The organism is Streptacidiphilus neutrinimicus (assembly GCF_000787815.1).
GTDB classification, from domain to species: Bacteria; Actinomycetota; Actinomycetes; order Streptomycetales; family Streptomycetaceae; genus Streptacidiphilus; species Streptacidiphilus neutrinimicus.
On the sequence record NZ_BBPO01000002.1, the window covers coordinates 153,425 to 172,444 of the forward strand.

26 protein-coding genes and 1 pseudogene are annotated in these 19,020 nt (G+C 72.7%); 10 read left to right on the forward strand and 17 right to left on the reverse strand.

The features are described from left to right. Positions 1-31: 31 nt before the first annotated feature. Positions 32-1,420 (forward strand): diacylglycerol/lipid kinase family protein, encoded by a 1,389-nt coding sequence (locus TR48_RS02125; protein ID WP_042364057.1) that lies wholly within the window; start codon positions 32-34, stop codon positions 1,418-1,420. Beyond that, on the forward strand, positions 1,417-1,968 hold the full coding sequence (locus tag TR48_RS02130) for a phosphatase PAP2 family protein (protein WP_042364058.1): 552 nt from the start codon (positions 1,417-1,419) through the stop codon (positions 1,966-1,968). Before TR48_RS02125 ends, TR48_RS02130 begins: the two co-directional genes overlap by 4 nt. Before the next feature lie 378 nt (positions 1,969-2,346). On the opposite strand, the pseudogene TR48_RS02135 reads toward TR48_RS02130, so the two are convergent. From TR48_RS02135 to TR48_RS02155, 5 genes and pseudogenes are all read right to left on the reverse strand, one after another. Further along, a pseudogene (locus tag TR48_RS02135) lies at positions 2,347-3,279 on the reverse strand (cation diffusion facilitator family transporter); the annotation flags it as partial. 36 nt (positions 3,280-3,315) lie between these two features. Continuing rightward, positions 3,316-3,717 (reverse strand): SHOCT domain-containing protein, encoded by a 402-nt coding sequence (locus TR48_RS02140; protein ID WP_042364059.1) that lies wholly within the window; start codon positions 3,715-3,717, stop codon positions 3,316-3,318. 99 nt (positions 3,718-3,816) lie between these two features. Further along, on the reverse strand, positions 3,817-4,746 hold the full coding sequence (locus TR48_RS02145; protein ID WP_236651969.1) for a YhjD/YihY/BrkB family envelope integrity protein: 930 nt from the start codon (positions 4,744-4,746) through the stop codon (positions 3,817-3,819). A gap of 128 nt (positions 4,747-4,874) precedes the next feature. Then, on the reverse strand, positions 4,875-5,225 hold the full coding sequence (locus TR48_RS02150; protein WP_052442339.1) for an SHOCT domain-containing protein: 351 nt from the start codon (positions 5,223-5,225) through the stop codon (positions 4,875-4,877). Positions 5,226-5,364: 139 nt separating this feature from the next. Next, entirely contained in the window at positions 5,365-6,936 is a 1,572-nt protein-coding gene (locus TR48_RS02155; protein ID WP_042364060.1) for an alpha/beta hydrolase, read from the reverse strand. A gap of 201 nt (positions 6,937-7,137) precedes the next feature. On the opposite strand from TR48_RS02155, the gene TR48_RS02160 reads away from it, so the two are divergent. Continuing rightward, positions 7,138-7,380 carry a hypothetical protein gene (locus tag TR48_RS02160; protein ID WP_042364061.1) on the forward strand — a complete coding sequence of 81 codons (243 nt, stop codon included), beginning with the start codon at positions 7,138-7,140 and terminating at the stop codon, positions 7,378-7,380. 509 nt (positions 7,381-7,889) lie between these two features. Here the strand turns inward: TR48_RS02160 and TR48_RS02170 are convergent. From TR48_RS02170 to TR48_RS02205, 9 genes are all read right to left on the reverse strand, one after another. Continuing rightward, positions 7,890-8,084, reverse strand: a complete 195-nt coding sequence (locus tag TR48_RS02170; protein WP_042364063.1) for a hypothetical protein — start codon at positions 8,082-8,084, stop codon at positions 7,890-7,892. A gap of 2 nt (positions 8,085-8,086) precedes the next feature. Further along, on the reverse strand, positions 8,087-8,272 hold the full coding sequence (locus TR48_RS02175) for a hypothetical protein (RefSeq protein WP_042364064.1): 186 nt from the start codon (positions 8,270-8,272) through the stop codon (positions 8,087-8,089). 96 nt (positions 8,273-8,368) lie between these two features. Further along, positions 8,369-9,211 carry a helix-turn-helix domain-containing protein gene (locus tag TR48_RS02180; protein ID WP_042364065.1) on the reverse strand — a complete coding sequence of 281 codons (843 nt, stop codon included), beginning with the start codon at positions 9,209-9,211 and terminating at the stop codon, positions 8,369-8,371. Next, positions 9,208-9,732 (reverse strand): DUF6879 family protein, encoded by a 525-nt coding sequence (locus TR48_RS02185; RefSeq protein ID WP_042364066.1) that lies wholly within the window; start codon positions 9,730-9,732, stop codon positions 9,208-9,210. The genes TR48_RS02180 and TR48_RS02185 overlap by 4 nt, the downstream gene beginning before the upstream one ends. After that, the gene (locus TR48_RS02190) at positions 9,729-9,938 is read right to left on the reverse strand and encodes a hypothetical protein (RefSeq protein WP_236651970.1); all 210 of its coding nucleotides are present in this window, start codon (positions 9,936-9,938) and stop codon (positions 9,729-9,731) included. Before TR48_RS02190 ends, TR48_RS02185 begins: the two co-directional genes overlap by 4 nt. A 115-nt stretch (positions 9,939-10,053) precedes the next feature. Beyond that, positions 10,054-10,431 (reverse strand): hypothetical protein, encoded by a 378-nt coding sequence (locus tag TR48_RS02195; protein ID WP_042364067.1) that lies wholly within the window; start codon positions 10,429-10,431, stop codon positions 10,054-10,056. Next, entirely contained in the window at positions 10,428-10,673 is a 246-nt protein-coding gene (locus TR48_RS46520) for a DUF6879 family protein (RefSeq protein ID WP_369405553.1), read from the reverse strand. Before TR48_RS46520 ends, TR48_RS02195 begins: the two co-directional genes overlap by 4 nt. Next, positions 10,631-10,846 (reverse strand): hypothetical protein, encoded by a 216-nt coding sequence (locus TR48_RS02200; RefSeq protein ID WP_042364068.1) that lies wholly within the window; start codon positions 10,844-10,846, stop codon positions 10,631-10,633. Before TR48_RS02200 ends, TR48_RS46520 begins: the two co-directional genes overlap by 43 nt. A gap of 160 nt (positions 10,847-11,006) precedes the next feature. Further along, entirely contained in the window at positions 11,007-11,255 is a 249-nt protein-coding gene (locus TR48_RS02205; RefSeq protein WP_042364069.1) for a hypothetical protein, read from the reverse strand. A gap of 440 nt (positions 11,256-11,695) precedes the next feature. Here TR48_RS02205 and TR48_RS02210 point away from each other — a divergent pair, with 440 nt between their 5' ends. Both TR48_RS02210 and TR48_RS02215 read left to right on the forward strand, forming a co-directional pair. After that, the gene (locus tag TR48_RS02210) at positions 11,696-12,613 is read left to right on the forward strand and encodes a helix-turn-helix domain-containing protein (protein WP_236651971.1); all 918 of its coding nucleotides are present in this window, start codon (positions 11,696-11,698) and stop codon (positions 12,611-12,613) included. 72 nt (positions 12,614-12,685) lie between these two features. Further along, positions 12,686-13,171: an SRPBCC family protein gene (locus TR48_RS02215; protein ID WP_236651972.1), complete on the forward strand. Its 486-nt coding sequence runs from the start codon at positions 12,686-12,688 to the stop codon at positions 13,169-13,171. Between the two features lie 31 nt (positions 13,172-13,202). Here the strand turns inward: TR48_RS02215 and TR48_RS02220 are convergent, their stop codons facing one another. Both TR48_RS02220 and TR48_RS44645 read right to left on the reverse strand, forming a co-directional pair. Beyond that, the gene (locus tag TR48_RS02220) at positions 13,203-13,514 is read right to left on the reverse strand and encodes a winged helix-turn-helix domain-containing protein (RefSeq protein ID WP_052442340.1); all 312 of its coding nucleotides are present in this window, start codon (positions 13,512-13,514) and stop codon (positions 13,203-13,205) included. A gap of 26 nt (positions 13,515-13,540) precedes the next feature. Beyond that, on the reverse strand, positions 13,541-13,867 hold the full coding sequence (locus tag TR48_RS44645) for a hypothetical protein (protein ID WP_063770879.1): 327 nt from the start codon (positions 13,865-13,867) through the stop codon (positions 13,541-13,543). A gap of 459 nt (positions 13,868-14,326) precedes the next feature. Between TR48_RS44645 and TR48_RS02230 the strand changes: the two genes are divergently transcribed. Next, positions 14,327-15,088 carry a VOC family protein gene (locus tag TR48_RS02230; protein WP_236651985.1) on the forward strand — a complete coding sequence of 254 codons (762 nt, stop codon included), beginning with the start codon at positions 14,327-14,329 and terminating at the stop codon, positions 15,086-15,088. A gap of 161 nt (positions 15,089-15,249) precedes the next feature. Here TR48_RS02230 and TR48_RS02235 read toward each other — a convergent pair whose 3' ends face one another. After that, positions 15,250-15,684 (reverse strand): VOC family protein, encoded by a 435-nt coding sequence (locus tag TR48_RS02235; RefSeq protein ID WP_042364072.1) that lies wholly within the window; start codon positions 15,682-15,684, stop codon positions 15,250-15,252. A 168-nt stretch (positions 15,685-15,852) separates the two neighbouring features. Between TR48_RS02235 and TR48_RS02240 the strand changes: the two genes are divergently transcribed. The 4 genes from TR48_RS02240 to TR48_RS02255 all read left to right on the forward strand — a co-directional run bounded on the left by TR48_RS02240 (position 15,853) and on the right by TR48_RS02255 (position 18,982). Further along, positions 15,853-16,623 (forward strand): SDR family NAD(P)-dependent oxidoreductase, encoded by a 771-nt coding sequence (locus TR48_RS02240; RefSeq protein ID WP_042364073.1) that lies wholly within the window; start codon positions 15,853-15,855, stop codon positions 16,621-16,623. Positions 16,624-16,782: 159 nt separating this feature from the next. Next, positions 16,783-17,874, forward strand: coding sequence for a TauD/TfdA family dioxygenase (locus TR48_RS44860; RefSeq protein ID WP_063770880.1), 1,092 nt, complete (start codon positions 16,783-16,785; stop codon positions 17,872-17,874). Beyond that, entirely contained in the window at positions 17,868-18,473 is a 606-nt protein-coding gene (locus tag TR48_RS44865; protein ID WP_042364074.1) for a phosphonate degradation HD-domain oxygenase, read from the forward strand. Before TR48_RS44860 ends, TR48_RS44865 begins: the two co-directional genes overlap by 7 nt. A 164-nt stretch (positions 18,474-18,637) precedes the next feature. After that, a complete protein-coding gene (locus TR48_RS02255) occupies positions 18,638-18,982 on the forward strand; it encodes a VOC family protein (protein WP_042364075.1) in 345 nt (114 codons plus the stop codon). Positions 18,983-19,020 lie beyond the last annotated feature (38 nt).

The window sequence follows — 19,020 nt, forward strand, 5'->3', positions numbered from 1 at the left end:
GGGTAACGGCGAAGAGGACGAGGGGGAGCCGATGACGGACAGGGCGGCCCGGCGGCCGCGGGTGCTGGCGCGGATCGCGCTGCTGTGCGCGGCCGGGGCGGTCGTCGCCGTGGGGTTCGCCGGTCCGCACGGGCTGCTGGTGCTGTTCTGCGCGCTGATCGCGCTGGCGGTCATGGCGGTCGGCGGTTGGTGGACACTCGCCCACCGGGGCGTGCCGCGCGTGGTCGGGGCCGTCGTGGCCGTCGCCGCGCCGGTCGGGGTACTCGTGCTGGCCGTCGTCGCGGAGGTGGCGCTGATCGTCGCCCTCGCGCTGGTTCTCTGGGGCCTCGGGCTCGCCTTCGCGCGGTCCGCGCTGCGCGCGGAGCGGCCGCCCAAGCCGATGCCCGCCGTGGAGACGCCGCCGCCGCGACGGCCGGTGCTGATCATGAACCCGAAGTCCGGTGGCGGCAAGGTCGAGAAGTTCGATCTGGTCCGGCGGGCGGAGGAGCTGGGCGCGCGCGTGGTGCTGCTGGACACCTCCGCGCAGCAGGACGTCGCCGAGATGGCCCGTCAGGCCGTGGCCGACGGCGCGGACCTGCTCGGCGTCGCCGGAGGCGACGGCACCCAGGCCCTGGTCGCCGCCGTCGCGGCCGAGCACGGCCTGCCGTTCCTGGTCATCTCCGCCGGGACCCGCAACCACTTCGCCCTCGACCTCGGCCTCGACCGGACGGACCCGGCCACCTGCCTCGACGCGCTGCGCGACGGCGTCGAACTGCGCGTCGACCTCGGCCGGGTGGGGGAGCGGGCCTTCGTCAACACGGTGTCTTTCGGCGCCTACGCTCAGATCGTGCAGAGCCCGGAGTACCGCGACGCCAAGACCGCGACCGCCCTCGACGCGCTGCCGGACCTGCTGCTCGGCGCCGACGGCCCGCACCTGACCGCGCTCGCGGGCGCCGAGCGCCTCGACGCGCCCCAGGCGCTGCTGGTCAGCAACAACCCCTATGCCGCGCCCGACCCGATCAGCCTGGGGCGCCGTCCGCGCCTGGACCGCGGCGTGCTGGGCGTCCTCGGCATCCGCGTCGACGGCGCCGCCCAGGCGGCGGACCTGGCCCTGCGCGGGGACCGGGCCGCCGGCCTGACGGTGCTGTCGGCACGTCAGGTCACCGTCGACGCGGACGCGGTCGAGATCCCCGTCGCGGTGGACGGCGAGGCGCTGTTCCTGCCGACACCCGTCGTCTGCTCCCTGGCCGCCCGCGCGCTGCGCGTCCGCGTGCCACGCGACCGTCCCGGCGCGGACCCGAACCAGCAGATCCACGCCCGCCGCCTGGACTGGCGTGACGTCGTCCGCCTCGCCTTCCGCTCCGGGGGCGGCCGCCCGGGGGAGAGCAACCCGAGGGAGGGCCACCCGATGGAGAACCACCCGAGGGAGAACCACTTGTGAACGACTCGGTCCTGCACGACCTCGCCGCCCTCGACGGCGCGCTCTACGCCGCCGTCGCGGCGACGGACACGCCCGCGCTCGACGCGGGGCTGCGCAGGCTCTCACACGCCGCTAACCACTCGAAGATCAACTTGTCGATCGCCGCTGCCCTGACGCTCTTTCCGGGACGTTGCCGCACGGCGGGCCTGGCGGGCGCGGCGGCGGTCGGGTTGGCGTCCTTCAGCGCGAACCTGCTGGGCAAGAGCCTGGTCCGCCGCCCGCGCCCCGACCGCGAGGCGGCGCAGGTCCGGGTCGACCGCCACGTGCCGATGCCCAGCTCGGCGTCCTTCCCCTCCGGGCACACGGCGTCGGCGTTCGCCCTGGCGACGACGGTGGGCACAGTCCTGCCGGTCACCGCGGCCCCGCTGGGGCTGCTTGCCTGCGCGGTGGGGTACTCCAGGGTCCACACGGGCGTCCACTACCCGGGCGACGTCGTGGCGGGAGCGATGCTGGGCACCACCTGCGCATCGGTCGTCCTGGGCGTGGCACGGAAGCTGACAACGCGGTAGCCGCCTACCTCCGCGCGGCGGCCGACGTCAGGCCGTAGCGTCATCCGGCCGCCTCCCGCCCGGCTCGGCGCTGCCCGGTCCCGCGCCACCCGGCTGGGAGCTGCCCGGTCCCGCGCCACCCGGCTGGGAGCTGTCCGGTCCCGCGCCGCCCGGCTGGGCGCTGTCCGGCTCGGCGGTGCCCGGCTCGGTGCTGCCCGGTCCCGCGCCGCCCGGCTGGGCGCTGTCCGGCTCGGTGCTGTCCGCCTGGGCGCTGCCCGGTCCCGCGCCGCCCGGCTGGGCGCTGTCCGGCTCGGTGCTGTCCGCCTGGGCGCTGCCCGCTCCCGCGCTGTCCGGCTCGGTGCTGCCCGGTCCGGCGCTGTCCGGCTCGGCGCTGCCCGGTCCCGCGCTGGCTGGTCCGGCGCTGCCGGGGGTCGGGTCGAGGTAGACCCGTTTGATCTGCGGGTAGCGGGCCCGGAGCCGGCGCTCCGCCTGCTCGCAGCGGGCCTCGATCTGCACCGCGGTCGCCGCGTCGCGGAAGTTGACCTTCGCGGCGACCAGTACCTCCTGCGGGCCCTGCATGACCGCCGCCAGGTCGAGGACGGCCTCCACGTCGTCCAGCGCCTCCAGGTCGCGCACGAGTTGCAGCCGCATCCCCTCGGGGAGGGACTGACCGACCAGCATGGAGATGTTGCTGCGGCCGAGTTCGAAGGCGACCGCCCCCAGCAGCGCGCCGATCGCGAGGGAGGCGACGCCGTCCCAGACGTTGGAACCGGTCAGCTGGGCGCCGAGCAGGCCGACCGCCGCGAGTGCGAGGCCGACGAGCGCCGCCGAGTCCTCGAAGACGACCGCCTTGACCGTGGTGTCCGGGGTGCGCCGCAGGTGGTGGACGAGCGGGACGCCGGAGCGCTCGGCCTCACCGCGGGTCTGCCGCAGGCCGCGCAGCAGCGAGACGCCCTCGAGGAGGAACGAGAAGGCCAGCACCAGGTAGGAGGCGAGCGGATTCCCCAACTGCTCGCCGCGCACGAGGGTGCGGATCCCGTCGAAGACGGAGAAGGCCGCGCCGCAGACGAACGTTGCCACTGAGGCGAGCAGCGCCCACACGTACACCGCGCGGCCGTACCCGAGCGGGTGCCGGGCGTCGGGCGGCTGGTCGCCGTGCAGCAGGGCGGTGAACAGGAGCCCCTCGGTGACCGTGTCCGCGAAGGAGTGGGCGGCCTCGGAGAGCATCGCGCTGGAGCCGCTGATCGTCCCGGCGATCACCTTGGCGATGGCGACGCCCAGGTTGGCGGCGCCCGCGACCACCACGGTGCCGACGCTCTCCTTGTTGGCCACCCGGTTCCCCTCCTGCTTCGGGCGCCGCTCGTCGGCTCAGGCGAGCAGCTTGTCCTTCGCCTTCTGGTACTCCTCGTCCGTCAGCGCGCCGCTGCGCCGCAGCTCGGCGAGCCTGCTCAGCTCCTCCACGTGGCTCGCTCCGCCGCCCTCGGGGGACCCGGCCGCGTCGCGGACGTACTGCTTGAACGCGTCGTCGGCCTGTTGCGCCTGCTGGATGTCCCGCTGCGTCATGCTACGGCCGCGGACGAGGACGTAGACGAGGACGCCGAGGAAGGGCAGCAGGATCACGAAGATGATCCAGAGGGCTTTCACTCCGCCGCTCATGTCGTGGCTGCGGAAGATATCGGTGAGGACCTTGAAGAGCAGAAAGAACCACAGGACCAGGAGGAAGAACTCCAGCATCGTCCAGAAGACGTTGAGCGTCGGATAGTTGGACACGGTGGTGCCTCCTCGGGAGGAGCGGTTGGCGACCGTCGCCGTCCCGCATGCTGGAAATCAGACATATCAGGACATCAGCGTGCTCGCACGGCGACTCCGTCACCCGCCCGGCTCATCAGGCTGCCCTGACTCCTTGAGGAGCGTCGTCTCCCTGGGCAGCGGCGCCTTCAGCTTCGCTTGGAGCGGCGGGTGCTGGGCGAGCACCGCGCCGAGCGTGATGCCGAACACGATCGCGGCGGAGAGCACGATCAGCCAGGACAGCAGCGTCAGCACCAGCCCTAGCGAGCCGTAGTCGTGGAGCGTGCGGTTGAGCGCGTTCGGCATGTAGACGCGTGCGGTGAGCGAGAGCGCACTGGTCGCGACCGCGCAGAGCACCGCGCCGGGCAGCAGCGGCAGCCAGGCGAGGCGGCGCACCAGCAGCAGGTGCTGCGTCCACCACCACAGCACCACGCTGGCGAGGAACGTCAGCGGCACGCCGAGCCAGAGACCGGCTCCGAAGCCGCTCCGCAGGACTCCCTGCAACAGCACGAAGCCGACCAGGCAGATGATCCAGACGAGCCATCGCCATGCCGCCGGCCTGCTGCGCGCCTTGGGCAGCGCCCACGCGTCCGCGCACACCCGCGCGAGGACACGGCTGCAACTGGTGGCCGAGAGCAGCGCCATCACCAGGCCGATCACGCCGACGGTCTGCTGCAGGTTCTGAGCGCCGTTGCTCGCCTGCACCACGTCCTTCACCTGTTGGGCACTGTCCCCGGTCAGCCCGAACGTGGTCCGCAGCGAGGACAGCATCTGCTTCCGGAGGCTGTCGGGGCCGAACGCCCCGAGCGCGAACATCAGCGGGATCGTCGTCAGGAACGGCTGCGCGGCGAGCCGGGTCGCCGCGTCCATCAGGCCGACGTTCATGATCCGCACCAGCAGCGCCCCGACCACGGGCCACCGCTCCTGCGTCGACTCGAACCGTTCCAGCGCCGCCGTCCTGGCCGCCTCGACGCGCGCCCGTGCCCTGCGCAGCGTCTCGGAAGCGGACACGGACCCTCCCCTGCTGCCGGCTGCGGTACGACGGGTCCCTGCCATCGTGTCCGCCCGCAGGGGCACGGATCACCCGCTGCTGCTCCGTTCGGGTTCGTTCCGCGTTCCGGCCTCTGGCACCGTGCCTGTCACGTCCCCGGGGGCGGGGGCGGGGGCGGGGACGTCGGCGGTGGCGGGACGGTCCCCTCGTGCAGAGCGGCGAGTCGGCGGTGGTAGTCGTCGACCTCGATGTCCCCGCGGGCGAGCCGCTCGGCGAGGATCTGTTCCGCCGAGCCGCCGGTGGCCGCCCCGCCGCCGGCCGACCCACCGGGTGGCGGCCCGTACGGCGGAGCCGGCGTGGTCTGGGCGGCGCCGGCGCGGCCGGGCCACCGGTCGCGGTGGGTGAGGGTGCGGACGATCAGGATGATCGCCAGCACCACCAGCACCCAGAAGAGCACCATCGTGATCCCCGAGAAGACCCAGAACCAGCCGTGGTTCACGGCCCCGCGGATTCGAAGAGGTCCATAAGGTCCCATGGTCCTCGCCTGCCCTGTCCTGCCATGTTCTGTGAACTGCGTGGATACCCGGCTGATACCCGCCGAGCGGCCCCGCCGTATGAAGACGCGATGAGAATCCGTCTCACCGGCGCAGATGCGCGCATACCGCGTCCATCGCGCGTCGCACGGCGGCGCGGGTCCGCTCCGTCGGCTCGTGCGCGTCGAAGCCGTGGCGCGCCTCCGGCACGTCGACGAGCTCCACCGCCGCGCTGCACTCCCGCCCGGCCGCCAGAAACGCGGAGACGGTCTCGGCGATCTCCGGGGACTCCAGACCGGCGCGGGTCAGCACGATCGGCAGTCCGACGGACTTCGGCAGCATGGCGGCCGGGGCGAAGCGTGGGTCGACGCCCCTCCATCCCGGCGACACGGCCAGCACCGGATAGGTGGCGGCGACGCAGCGCAGCCACGGCGGGGGAGCGGCAAGGTAGTCGGTCAGCAGCAGGCCCGCGCCCGAGAAGAACCAGACCGCGATCCGCTCCGGGTCGACGCGCGGATCGGCGCGCAGCAGCTCCAGCGCGTCGGCGACGTCCGCGGCGGCGGTCGGGTAGTCGGCAGGCGTGTGCAGCCGGTGCGCCACGACCGCCCCGACGACGCCTTCGCTCGCCGCGAGCCGGGCGTAGCCGAGGTAGAGCGGCCAGTCGCGCGGGGCCGGGACCATGTCCCGCGGCAGTGGGCCGCCGTGCACGAAAAGAACGGCGGGATACCGGGCCCCGGTGGCCCCAGCCGGTCGGGGCTCCGGAAGGTGCAGGTCGACGTTGCCGATCCGCACCCGGGCGGCGTGGGGGGCGTCCAGCAGGAACGGGCGCTCCTGGAACGGCCTGGTGACGGCCGGACTGAGCCGGTGGCCGTCCCCGGCGGCGGCGCGCAGCAGCGTCGCGGCGAGCTCGTCCGGGCAGGAGAGCATCGGCCAGTGACCGGTCGCCAGCTCGAAGAACCCGACAGCCGGATCGGCCAGCGCCTGGAACTGCGGCATCCCCGACGACACCAGGGCCTGCACGGCGGCGATGGTGACGCCGCCCGCCGTGCACAGGATTCCGCTGGTCGGCACCCCCGTCAGCGCGCCGGTCAGCCGCAGCGGCTGTGTGAGTGTCCGGCCGGGCTGCGGCGCGGCCAGGGCGCGGAGCCGGTCCAGGTCCGCCGCCGAGAGTCCGGCGGTGCTTCCCCAGCTCTGCCACTGGTCGGGCTCGGGCACCGGCAGGGTCGTCCCCGGCGACTCCCGCAGCAGCGCCTGCACGGCGGCGTCAGGCACGCTCGCGACCGCCGCGTCGCCGTTCTGCGGCAGCCCGCAGTCGAGGTACACGATGCGTGCCACCCGCTTCACGCGCTGCTGCGCCGCGCCCAGAACGGGATGGATGGCGTAGCCGTGTCCGACGAGCACCACCTCCGGCGCGGCGACGCGGTCGATCAGCCGCACCACATCGGCGATGTGGGTCTCCAGATCGACCTCGGCGTCCCCGTCCCTCTCTCGCTCCGTCTCCGTCTCCGTCGGCGGCACGTCCCCGTCCGTCCCCGTGTCCATCCCTGTCAGGTTCGCCGCGTGCACCTCCGCGCCGGCCTCCCGCAGCCGGTCGCCCACCCGCTCCCACAACAGGCCGCCGGTGAACGGGCCGGAGGCGAGGATGAACGCGGTCGTGATGTCGTGATCGCTTCGCATGCGATCACGCTACGAACTCCCCTAACGGGAGATTCAAGCCCTGGAGGGAGATTGACCCCTCCTGGTCCCGTGAGCGCCTCTCACCCCAGCGCGCGATTACCACCCGGCGGATTGGAGCCCCATGCTGGGATGTTCCTGAATCACACTGCATGACAAGGAAGTTGAATATGTCCACGGCAGACGAGCGCGAGAAGTTGCGCGATGATTCTCGGCATCGCTGGACGCCTGGAGCGGCTGCGCTACACCGATCCGGAGACGACGACGCTCGACGCTGGCAGGTTGCGCCGCTGGCAGAGCGTGTACAGCGACGAGGTCGTCACGGTCCTCCAGAACCTGGCCGTCCTCATGGACCAGCCCGCCACGGTCTCGGCCGACGACTTGGTCAAGTGGATCGCCTACGCCCGCAAGACGCTGACGAGCAACCCGCCGGACGGCCAGTCGTAGCCAGCACAGACGAGGCCCCCGCGCACGAGCCGGTACACGGGGGCCTGGTCATCAGCGGCAGGGGGTTCCCGCTACGCCGGTCCCACCACGCAGTCCTTCGTAGCCAGCGAGTTGTCGTTGTTGCCCATCACCGTGATGTCGCCCTTGACGCTCGCCACCTGGGACAGAGGCTCCGGCACGGTGGCCGTGAGCCTGCCGTGGGCGTTGTGTTCGCGGGGGAGACGGCCGTGGCGGTGCCCTTCCTCGGCCCGACGATCAGCCCGACGACCACCAGCAGGACGAAGATGCCGAGCAGTGCGCCGCCGCAGCCGAGGCAGCCCTTCCTTCTGCGGGACATGCTGGAGGGTTGCGGGGCCGACTGCGGAGGCGGTCCCCAAGGGGACGTGGTCATGCGTTCCTGCCGATCGTGTCTCGTCGCTGTGAGGGAAGCGTGACAGAAGGTGACAGTGGTGCGGGTGGGCGTTGCCATGACGTAACAGATCGTCGGCGGACCGCCTCATGGTGTGATCTCAGAGCTGGTACCGGCGCGGTGACCACGGCCCGGCCGGCGGCAGCCCCCGGCCGTTCTCCTCGCACTCGGCGCATTGCACGTTGGTCCATCCCGCACCGGAGTTGGTGTCGACCTCGTTGACCAGTCGGCCGAGCTTGCGGCTTCCGCCGCAGCCGATGCAGTGGCCGTGGACTACGGACAAGTCGTCACCCACGCTCACCACTCCTCCCGCCACTCGGGGTACCGGTCGTGGAGCTCGTCGAGCACCGCGAACCCTTCGGGGAGGAGGTGTCCCCGGTAGGCAGCTCGGCGCAGGCGTTCCCAGAGGGCCCGGTCGACGGCGTGGTCAGGGGCGGGGCGGGCTGGTGGAGCGCCCGAAGCGGTGGATGCGGCGACGGCCATGGACCGACCGTAGGGAGCCCTGATTCGCCGTCGGGGCGTTGATTCTCTCGGATTCTCCGGGGCAGCGCGCAGATGCCCGAAGATGCGCCAGAGGGCTCAATTGCGCCCGAGGGAAGCCCGGACGGTGGTAATGATCCGCTGGGCGCGTTGGCCGTAGACGGCCGTCTCGCCGAGCCACGCGAACGCCTTCTCGTACCGCGCGATGTCCGCCGGATCGTCGAGCCACATCTCCGCGTTGATCATCTCGACGATGACCCGGCTCCGGTCATAAATCCAGAACGCGTGAGCCGGCGTCCGGCGCAGCGGTGCGGACAGCGGGATCACGCCGAGCTTGATCGTGTCGAGCCCCACCAGCCCCGTCAGCCGGTCGAGCTGGGCGGCCATTACCGCCGGAGCCGCCACGCGGGCGTGGAGGGCCGCTTCCCAGACGATGAACTCGAAGGTGCGGCCGGGCTCATAGAGGGCCTCCTGGCGGCGCATGCGGGCCCGCACGGCCTCGTCCGTATCCTTCGGACTCTCCGCGAAGTCGGCGGCCATCGTCAGCAGCGCCCGTGCGTAGTCGGGTGTTTGGAGCAGGCCAGGCACGCGGGCGGACTCGAACGCCCGGGTCTGAGACGTCTTACGGGACTGCTCGATCCCCTCGTCCTGCCGTGGCCGATGCCCTGCGGCGAGCTGCCTCCGCCAGGACCGGTACGAGGTCTCCGCGCCCCGCAGGCGGGCCTTCAGCTCGGCCGCCGCGCCGGGGTTGCCCACGCCCTCCGCCCACGCCGCCAGATCCTCCGGCGTGGCCGTCTGCTTCCCGGTCTCCAGCTTGGACACCTTGGACTGCGGCCACCCCAGCCGGGCGGCGAGCTGCCTGCCCGTGAGACCGCCCTCGTTCCTCAGCTCCAGGAGCCGGGCTCCGAGGGCGGTCCTCGCGCGTTGGAAATCGGTGGTCACGCCTCCGACGGTAGCGCCGCCGCGAAGTCGTGCGCAGGTACGGCGAAATGCCGGGCGGCGTCCCGGATCTGGCAGACCCGAAGCACCTCGACGGGATCCGCGGTGACCTCCACCCCGAGCGTGCGGTCCTGGTCGTCGAAGACCAGGCGGGCGATCGTCTTCGAATCGAAGAGCCAGACGTCCTCCGCCGGCAGGTCTAGCTTCTTGGCCTTGGCGCGGGTCAGGATCCGGATGTCCTCCGGGCTCTCCAAGGAGCTGGCCAAGAGGAACGCCTGGTTGTCCGTCATCGGCTCGTCGACGACTCGCACCCGGCCGAACGTCTTGCCTTGGTCGAGCTGCCGAAGCACGTTCGCCACCCAGGGGTGTCCCGGCCGCTCCGGCAACCGGCCCGTCTCCCGAAATGCGGTGAACCGTGGAGACTCCAAGTCAGTGGCGTACTGCCGCCGACTCTCCAACCTCCAAGCGGTGTGCTCGAAGTCCTCAAAGAAGCGGCTGATCTCGCTGAACGGAAGCAACGTCACGACCTCGGGGCGAAGCGGACGAGCAGCTCGCGCGGCACGACCACGAAGCCCTCCTGCGGCTTCACGTGGCGCGCCTGGCCGATGACGTCCGGGTCGGTGACCAGGTCGCCCTGGATCACCAGATCGCCCGTTTCGGTCTCGTACACCGACGGGCAGTCGCCGTCCTCGGACGTACTGCCCAGGAACGTGAGCTTCTTGATCTCCACGGTGGTCTCCCCTCACTCGTCTCCCGGTGCGTCACCGGGATGCTGCGCACGGTAGCGAGAATCACCGACACCCGGAGAGGCGACCTGCCCCGCTTCGGGGGGTCCTCCCGACAGTTCAACCGAACCCCGCGGCGTTGCCTCCGAGCGCTTCGCGGGCGGCGCTCACGAATTGGTCAAGGCTGGCGACGCGGTGACGTTCGACGGCTGGCTGGTTCGGCGATGCCACGACGGCCGGAGGACCTTCAAGAGCCACAGCTGAGACGGCGGGGCGCAAGTCCAACAGTGCCTGCTCGGCTTCGTGGAACGCAGCAGGTATCCCGTCGTCCGTCGGCGTGTCCGCCTGCACCAGCCACACCTTGTTGATCGCCTCGTCGAAGCCCGCGTAGGCGACCAGCAGCGCGGAGTATGCGTCTTTGCGGGCCTTCCGGTGGAGCATCTTTCGCTGTTCGTCACGGTCGGCCTGCTTGTCGGAGTGCTCCTGGCGGCGCTTCACGAGGGTGAAGCTTTGGTGACGAACACACCGCTGAGGGCGCTCGCTGCTGCGATCACAGCCTCGAAGGCGTCCGAGCACAGCTTGACGACGCCCGCGTCCGTGGTGATCTCGTGGCGCACCAGAGCGCCGGTTCCCGGGAACAGACCGAACCGGACCGTGGCGTCGAAAACCCAGCAGTCGTTGACCGGGACGGACTCGATCAGGCCGGGAGCATCAGCTCGTCGAGCGCCCGTTCCCAGCACTCCGGGCAGCGGTAGTCCTCGGGGATGACTTCAGCCTCCTGGATGGGGCGCACGCTCGTGGCGGGCCCCAGGCGATGCGTGCACAGCGCGAACGGCGCTCCGACCCTGGCCACGTGCCAGGAGTGCGGCTGCCGTGTCGAGAGGGGCTCCGCGCGAAGCAGGTAGTGAACCATGACGGCCTCCCGGGTGACGCCGCGGGACGCCCCGGAAGGTTCGGGCGTCCGGGGCGCCTTCCGCCGCGTCGCGGTTCGTGGGAGGTCACGGCGGGTCTTCGGGCGTCTGACCCGTGCTCGTCTCTCGAAACCTGGCCGGGGACGCGAGGACCGGGGCCGGTTAGCGGTGGTCGAGCCAGTCCTCCTTTAGTGGCCTGCCGGCCGCGCCTCGGTGGATCTCCCGGCAGGGGTCACAGCAGCACCGGGGGTCGATGTCGGCCAGCTCGACCAGCGACCGGGCCGCCGCGCCCGTGTCGACGGTGTGGCCGCACAGGGCACGCGGGCGTCCGGACTCGACGACGTGCCACAGCCCCGCGGGCTCGCAGTCCCGCAGCTCGATGTGCTGCTCGCGCAGTTCGTATCCGACCATGGGGCCTCCTCCCGGGTCCGGGGGCGGCTGCCCGACTCCGCCGCCGTCACTCGGTTCGCCGGAGGACGGCGGGGCGCAAGCCGTGCGCGGGTGCTCCTCCGTGCAGTGGGGGCGCGGCCGCGACCGCGGCCAGAGCACGGGGCCGCCGAGCGAGCTGTCGCGGGCGCCCGGGTCGCCGGGACGGGGGTGCAGGCGGACCGCCGGCTTGCGGCAGGCTGCCACCTCGGGGAAGAGCGACTCCACGTGGGGCGGGCGGGGAGGGGTGGTGCGAGCCATCGGACGTGCAGCTCTTCACTCAGGGGCCGGAAGGCGCTCGCGACGGCCGAGCCCGCAGCGGCCTGCAGCCTGACGCCACGGCGACCGGCCTTGCGCGCGGGCGGCCCGCCCGCCCCCACGGCTAGGCTCGGAGGGCGAATGAGGTCGCCTGGGAGGAGGACGTCTTGCTGCCGCACGAAGTGCCGTACGAACTGCTGAGCATCGGGGAGCTCGCCGAGCGGGCCGGGGCGAGCGTGAAAGCGGTGCGCTTCTACTCCGACCAGGGGCTGCTGCCGGAGGCGGAGCGCAGCAGCGGGGGACACCGCCGCTACGCGCCGGAGGCGTTGGAGCGGCTGCGGCTGATCCGCTCGCTGCGGGCGCTCGACGTGCCGCTGCCGGACGTCGCGCGCGTCCTTGAGGAGGAGGCGGAGGGGGAGCGCCTGGAGGGCGTCGTGGCACGGCAGTTGGACGCGCTCGGCGCGGAGATGGCCGCGCTCCGGTGGAGGGAGGCTGCCCTGCGTCTGCTGCACGAGGGCGTTCCGGCCGAGCGGGCCGAACTGCTGCGCCTGGTCGGCGCGTTGGGTACGCCCCCGGACACGGACACGCTGGTGCGCTACTGGCGTCGGCTGCTGCCGCCGCGGCTCCGGGCCGGTCTGGCGGACGCGATCGTCGACGCGGCCGTGCCGCCGCTGCCCGAGCAGCCGTCGTCCGCGCACGTGTTGGCGTTCGCGCGGCTGCACGAGCTGACGGGCGCCGCCGCCGACGCCTGTCTGGCCGAGCACCGGCCCGCGCCGCCGAGGCCGGACCTGCTCTACGACGGCCTGCGCGAGGCCTACGACCTGGCTGCACCCGCCCTGCTCGACGGGCGAGGCCCCGCCGCGGGCGAGGCGCTGGACTGCTTCGTCGGCGCCCATGCCCGCGCGCACGGCCGCCAGGACTCTCCCGACTACCGCCGTGAGCTCGGCCGGGATCTGGCGGCCGGCGAGCACCCGGCCATGCGGCGCTACTGGCAGCTGGCCGCCGAGTTGGTCCCGGCCCCGACCCTGGGCGCCGCCAACGACTGGCTCAGCGCGGCGCTCGTCGGCGAGCTCACCGGGGCCTGACGGCGGTTCGGGGCCGCTGCCGGACGGGCTTCGGCGCGTCGCCACTGCTGCGGCGGCGGACGATCCGGCACCATGGCCGGAGAGGCCGTAGGGATCGAGCGCTGGAGAGTTGCCGTGCCCGTCGACGTGCTGACCGAGACCGTGATCGCTCGCCCGAGCGACCAGGTGGCCGCGTACGCCGGCAACCCGGACAACGCGCCCGAGTGGTACGAGAACATCACCTCCGTACGGTGGCGCACCGAACCGCCGCTCGGGGTCGGCTCGAAGCTCGACCTCGTGGCGACCTTCATGGGACGGACCCTCAGCTACACCTACGCGGTGGTCGAGTACGGACCCGAGCGCATGGTCATGCGCACCGAGCAGGGCCCGTTCCCGATGGAGACCACCTACACCTGGGCCGGCCTCGACGCGACGCACACCCGGATGACCCTGCGCAACCGCGGCGAGCCGTCCGGCTTCGCCAAGGTGGCCGCCCCGATGATGGCCGCCGCGATGCGGCGCGCCAACACCAAGGACCTCGCCCGCCTCAAGCGACTGCTCGAAGCAGGCCGGGGCTGAGTCAGTCGGCGCCCTGAAGGAGCCAACTACCCTACAAGGGGTCGAACTTGTAGCCCAGTCCGCGAACCGTCGCGAGGCGGGCGCGGTGTTCGGCGCCGATCTTGGCCCGCAGCCGGGCGATGTGGACGTCGACGGTCCGGGCGTCGCCGACGTCGTGGTGGCCCCAGACCGCGTCCAGGAGCTGGACGCGTGTGAAGACGCGACGCGGATGCCCCATCAGATGTGCCAGCAGGTCGAACTCACGACGTGTCAGCCGCAGGGCGCGGCCGTCCACGGACGCCGTCCGGCCGGCTTGGTCGACCCACAGGCGCGTGCCGGCGACGCGGTGGTCGGTGACGGACACGAGAGGCTCCTATGCGCGCGGGGACGTCAGGCCCCGACCGGGCCGTTCCGGGGGCCGGTGGGGCCGTGGGCCTCGGCGTGGGCGCAGATCGCGTCCGTCGCGGGCAGTGGGAGGTCCAGGTGGTGGGCGAGCCACGCGGGGCGGTGGCCCTGGAGCGCCAGGATGTAGGCGGCGTGCACCCGTGCGTCGTAGGCGACTTCGGGCGCGGTCGTGGCCGCGAAGTCGCGCGGGTCGAGCAGGTAGTGGCGCTCGACGCCGTCGCTCAGGGTCAGCGAGAGGACGCCGTGCGCGGTCCACGCCTCACGGCGCAGCAGGTTGGTGAGGGCCTTCGGGCTGAGGGTCGTTGTGGTCATGGCGAAGAGGCTCCTTGGTGCAGGCGTGGCCGCACCTCAGCGCGGGGTCGCGTCAAGGGCGGACCGGCCGGGTGTGCGGCGAGGTGACGGTGAACGTCGAAAAGCGAAGGAAAAAAGAAAAGCGATAAAGCGACAGGGTGCGCCCGGCCGGAAGCCGCGTCAGGCCGCGAAAACGGGGCCGGGCGGAGCGTGGCCCGTTCTGGGACTGGCGTCGTCCACGGGTCTCGCCTCCTTTCGGCCGCGGACCGCTCCGACGCTCAGAGGCCGGAGCGGTGCTCTCTTCGTACGACCGGTTCAGCATAGATCAGGGCAGGTACAGGGCGGCAACCTGCGTTGACGCATCTCTTACGGCTCCGTGGAGTGTCGAGTGGCGTCCGCCCCGGCCCGGGGATTGGATGGGAAACCCGCCCCTTCGCCAGATATCGAGACATCGGAACTTCGAGAGGAACTGCGTTGAAGGTGATCGGAAACGTCCCAGGCGCCCCCTGTTGGGCGCAGCTGAGCGCACGCGATTCGGAAGCGGCCCAGCAGTTCTACGGTCAGCTTTTCGGCTGGACCGCCGAGACCGACCCGGACCCCCAGTACGGCGGCTACACGACCTTCTCCCTCGACGGCAAGCCCGCCGCGGCCGTGGCCCCCCTGATGAACCCGCAGCAGCCGGTCATGTGGCTGCTCTCCTTCGCCACCCCGGCTGTCGACGACGCGGCCGAGGCCGCCAAGGGCGCCGGCGCGCAGGTGTGGATGGGGCCGATGGACGTCGGCGACCTGGGCCGCTGGGCCCTGCTCAGCGACCCGACCGGGGCGCCGTTCGCGCTCTGGGAGACCAGGAAGTTCGGCGGCTTCGGTGTGGCCGAGGAGCCGAACTCGCTCGCCTGGATCGACCTGTCGACCCGGGACAAGAGCGCCGCCGTGGAGTTCTACCGCACGTTCTTCAAGTGGCAGGTGTGGCCGAACCAGGACTACCCCATGGTCGGGCTGAACGACACCATGTTCGGCGGCATCATGGAGATGGGCGAGATGTTCCCGCCCGAGGTCCCCTCGCACTGGAACCCGTTCTTCCTGGTCGCCGACGTGGACGCGGCCGCCGCCAAGGCGCGCGGGCTCGGCGCCGAGGTCGTGCACGGTCCCGTGGACGCGGAGATGGACAACGGGCCGAGGCTCGCCGTCATCCGCGACCCGCAGGGAGCCACCTTCGGCGTCTTCGCCCCGCGCGAGAGCTGACGCGCGCCCGCCGCCTGTCCCGCACGCCCGTCGTCCGACTCACGCGCCCACCGCCTCGCCCCGCGAGGCGGTGGGCGTCGTCTTTACCCGAGCGGCGGCACCGACACCGGTCGGGGCAGCCGGGGCAGATGGGGCAGCCGGGGCAGCTGTGGCCGTGGGCGCTACCGCCGGTGCTCTCCGTCGGGCTCGCCGGGCTCGCCGGGCTCGGCGAAGAGCGTCAGCTGGAGGGCGGCGGGGGCCTCCAGGCGGGAGTTCAGCGAGTTCCACGGCGTCCTGGTCGGCTCGGCCAGCACCTCCGCCCCGGCCGCAGCGAGCCGCGCGGTGACCGCGGGGGCGTCGTCGACCTGGAACGCCACCCGGATGTGGCCCGCCACGCGCCGGCCCACCTCGACGTCGTCGATGAACGCGGCGTGCCCGGGATCCGCGATCTCCAGCGTGGCCCGCCCGGCCTCCAGGATCGTCACCCGCCCGTCGGGCGAGGAGAACGCCCCACGCTCGGGCAGCCCCAGCACGTCGCGGTAGAACCGCAGCGCGGCGTCGTAGTCCTCGGCGGTGACGACCAGCCGCAGCTCACGCACACCGGACTCCTCAGCCATCCTCGGCCCCTCCCTCGCCCCACCGCGTTCGGGCACGATCATTCCACGACCCCGCGCGCCACGCCGCCTGACGGGTTTTCGGGTGGGGGTGGGTGGGGAGTCCATGGCCGCCCGGCGGTGTCCGTTGGGGGCATCGCGGGAAGCCGATTCTTCGTCAGGAGTGCGTGGATGAGCGAGTTCCGCGGCAAGGAGTTCGGGGGCCTGCGGGCCATGGTCACCGGGGGTGCGTCGGGGATCGGGCTGGCGACGGCCCGGCTGTTGGCGGGGGGCGGGGCGGAGGTGGCCGTGCTGGACCTCGCCGTCGACGGGGTGGAGAAGCCCCTGTGGGGGTTCACCGCCGACCTGCGGGACGACGCGTCCGTGCGGGCGGCGGTCGAGGCGGCCGTGGCCGCGCTCGGCGGGCTGGACATCCTGGTCAACAACGCCGGCGTCGGCGCGGCCGGGACCGTGGAGGACAACGACGACGCGCAGTGGCACCAGGTGCTCGACGTCAACGTCGTCGGCATGGCCCGGGTCAGCCGCGCGGCCCTGCCGCATCTGCGGCGCTCCGCGCACGCGTCCGTCGTCAACACCTGCTCGGCCGCCGCCACCGTCGGGCTGCCGCAGCGCGCGCTCTACAGCGCCAGCAAGGGCGCGGTGCTGTCGCTGACCCTGGCCATGGCAGCCGACCACGTCCGCGAGGGCATCCGCGTCAACTGCGTCAGCCCCGGCACCGTGGACACCCCGTGGGTCGGCCGCCTGCTCGACGCCGCCGACGACCCGGACGCCGAGCGCGCCGCGCTGCAGGCGCGGCAGCCGCACGGGCGCCTGGTCGGCGCCGACGAGGTGGCCGCCGCCATCGCCTACCTCGCCTCTCCCGCCTCGGGGTCGACCACCGGCACCGCCCTCGCGGTCGACGGCGGCATGTCCGCACTGCGGCTGCGGCCGCTCGGGAGCTGAGGCGGGCCCGTCCGGCATCCTCTTTGCGTCGGGTTGGCCCCAGGTTCACCCAGCCTTTCCTTGCCCCCGGCGGCGGCGTCGGGCGAAAGTTGGCTATACAACTTTTGAGCCGGGCCGGTCCTACCCGGTCCTACCCGGTCCGACCAGAATCGAGGGTTCATGCTGCCGACCGACGTCCCCGCCCTGTGGCTGCGGGACAACTGCACCTGCGCGGACTGCCGCGACCCGTTGACCGACCAGAAGCTCTTCCAGATCACCGATCTGCCCGAGCAGCTCGCCGTCGGGACGCTGCGCGCGCTGGACGGCGGCGACGCTGTCGACGGTGCGGAGGGGTGGGAGGTGGTCTGGGCCCCCGACGGTCACGTCTCCCGCTACCCGGCACACTGGCTCCAGCAGACGGGCGAGCCCGACCCCCGCACCGAGGACGCCAAGGACCTGTGGGGGAGCGCGGCGACGCTGGCCGACGGCCTCCCTGAGACGACGTGGTCGGCGTACCTCGCCGACGACGCCGAGCGCCTGCGCATGCTGGAGGCCGTGGCCAGGCTCGGCTTCTGCCTGCTGCGCGACGTCCCCCTCCGCGACGGCCAGGCGCAGCAGGTGGCCCGCACCTTCGGGTTCGTCCGCGAGACCAACTACGGCACGCAGTTCGAGGTGCGCGTCGAGGAGCGGCCGAACAACCTGGCCTTCACCAACGTCGCGATCACCCCGCACACCGACAACCCCTACCGGGACCCGGTGCCGACGCTCCAGCTGCTGCACTGCCTGGTGAACGACGCCGAGGGCGGCGACTCCGGCCTGGTCGACGGCTTCGCCGCCGCGGCCGCGCTGCGCGAGTCGGACGTCGGGGCCTTCGCCGCGCTGACGGGGACGCCGGTGCCGTTCGCCTTCCGCGACGACGTCACCGAGCTGAGCACGCACCGCCCGCTCATCGGCACCGACCCGATGGGCCGCATCCGCGAGGTGCGGTTCAACAACCGCTCGCTCGGCACGCTCCGCCTCCCGGCGGAGCAGACCGAGGCCTTCTACGCCGGCTACCGCGCCTTCGCCCGCCTGCTGCTGGACCCCGAGCGTCAGCTCGACTTCAAGCTGGGCCCGGGCGACTGCCTCGTCTTCGACAACACCCGCCTGCTGCACGCCCGTACGGCCTTCGCCCGCGGCGGCGCCCGGCACCTCCAGGGCTGCTACGCGGACCTCGACGGCCTGCTCAGCACCGTCGGCGTGCTGCGCCGCAGGGAGGCGCAGCCGTGCTGACCCCGGACCAGGTCGTGGACACCCTGGCCGCGCTCTTCGCGGGCGAGGGCGCGGACGACTACCTCGGCGAGGACGTCACCCAGGCCGAGCACATGCTCCAGGCCGCCGCTCTCGCCACCGCAGACGGAGCGCCCCCGGCGCTGGTCGCCGCGGCCCTGCTGCACGACGTCGGGCACTTCCGCGGCGCGGTGCACGGCCGTGAACTCATGTCGGGCGCGCGGGACAACCGCCACAGCCACCAAGGCGCGGACTGGCTCTCCCCGTGGTTCGGCCCGGCCGTCACCGAACCCGTCCGCCTCCACGTCGCCGCGAAGCGCTACCTGTGCGCCGTGGAGCCGGAGTACTTCGCCCGCCTCTCCCCGGCGTCGGTCCACACCCTCTCTGTCCAGGGCGGCCCGATGAGCCCGGCGGAGGCGACCGCGTTCGAGGCCGAGCCGTTCGCACGGGACGCGGTCCGCCTGCGCCGCTGGGACGACGCGGCGAAGGACGTGTCCGTGGCCGTGCCGGACTTCGCCCACTACCGGGAGATGCTGGCCGCACTGGCGGCACTGGCCTCCGCTGTCCCGCCGGCCTCGCCCGCGGAGAGCGGGGACGCGTAGCGGTCGTCCGCCGATCCGGGGTCAGCCGCCGTCCAACGCCCGGCTCGGCGACCGGCCCGGCCTCGGCGGCCTGCGCGCGTCCCTGCCCAGGTGCGCGGAGCCTACCCCGTGCGTCCTTCGGCGAGGCGCCGAGCGCGGCTCGCGCGGCGCGCTAGCGTGGGTGGGTGGCGACCGATCTGTTCGCGGGGATCTACGTCCGGGACTACGACGAGGCAGTGGACTGGTACACGCGGGTGCTCGGCGCAGAGCCCGCCTTCTGTCCCAACGAGATCGAGGCGGTCTGGGAGCTCGCCGAACACCGGTACCTCTACATCCGCCGCAGCCCCGAACACGCGGGCCACGCCCTGCAGACGGTGCTGGTCGACGATCTGGACGACCGAGTCGCCGCGATCGCCGGGCGCGGCGTGGAGCCGGCGCTCCGCGAGCAGTACCCGGACGGCGTGCGCAAGGTCGTGTATCGCGACGCCGACGGCAACGAACTCGGCTTCGGCGGCGTGCCGCAGGGCTGAGTCCGGTCCCAGGTGGTGAGTCGGACTCAGCCCTGCGG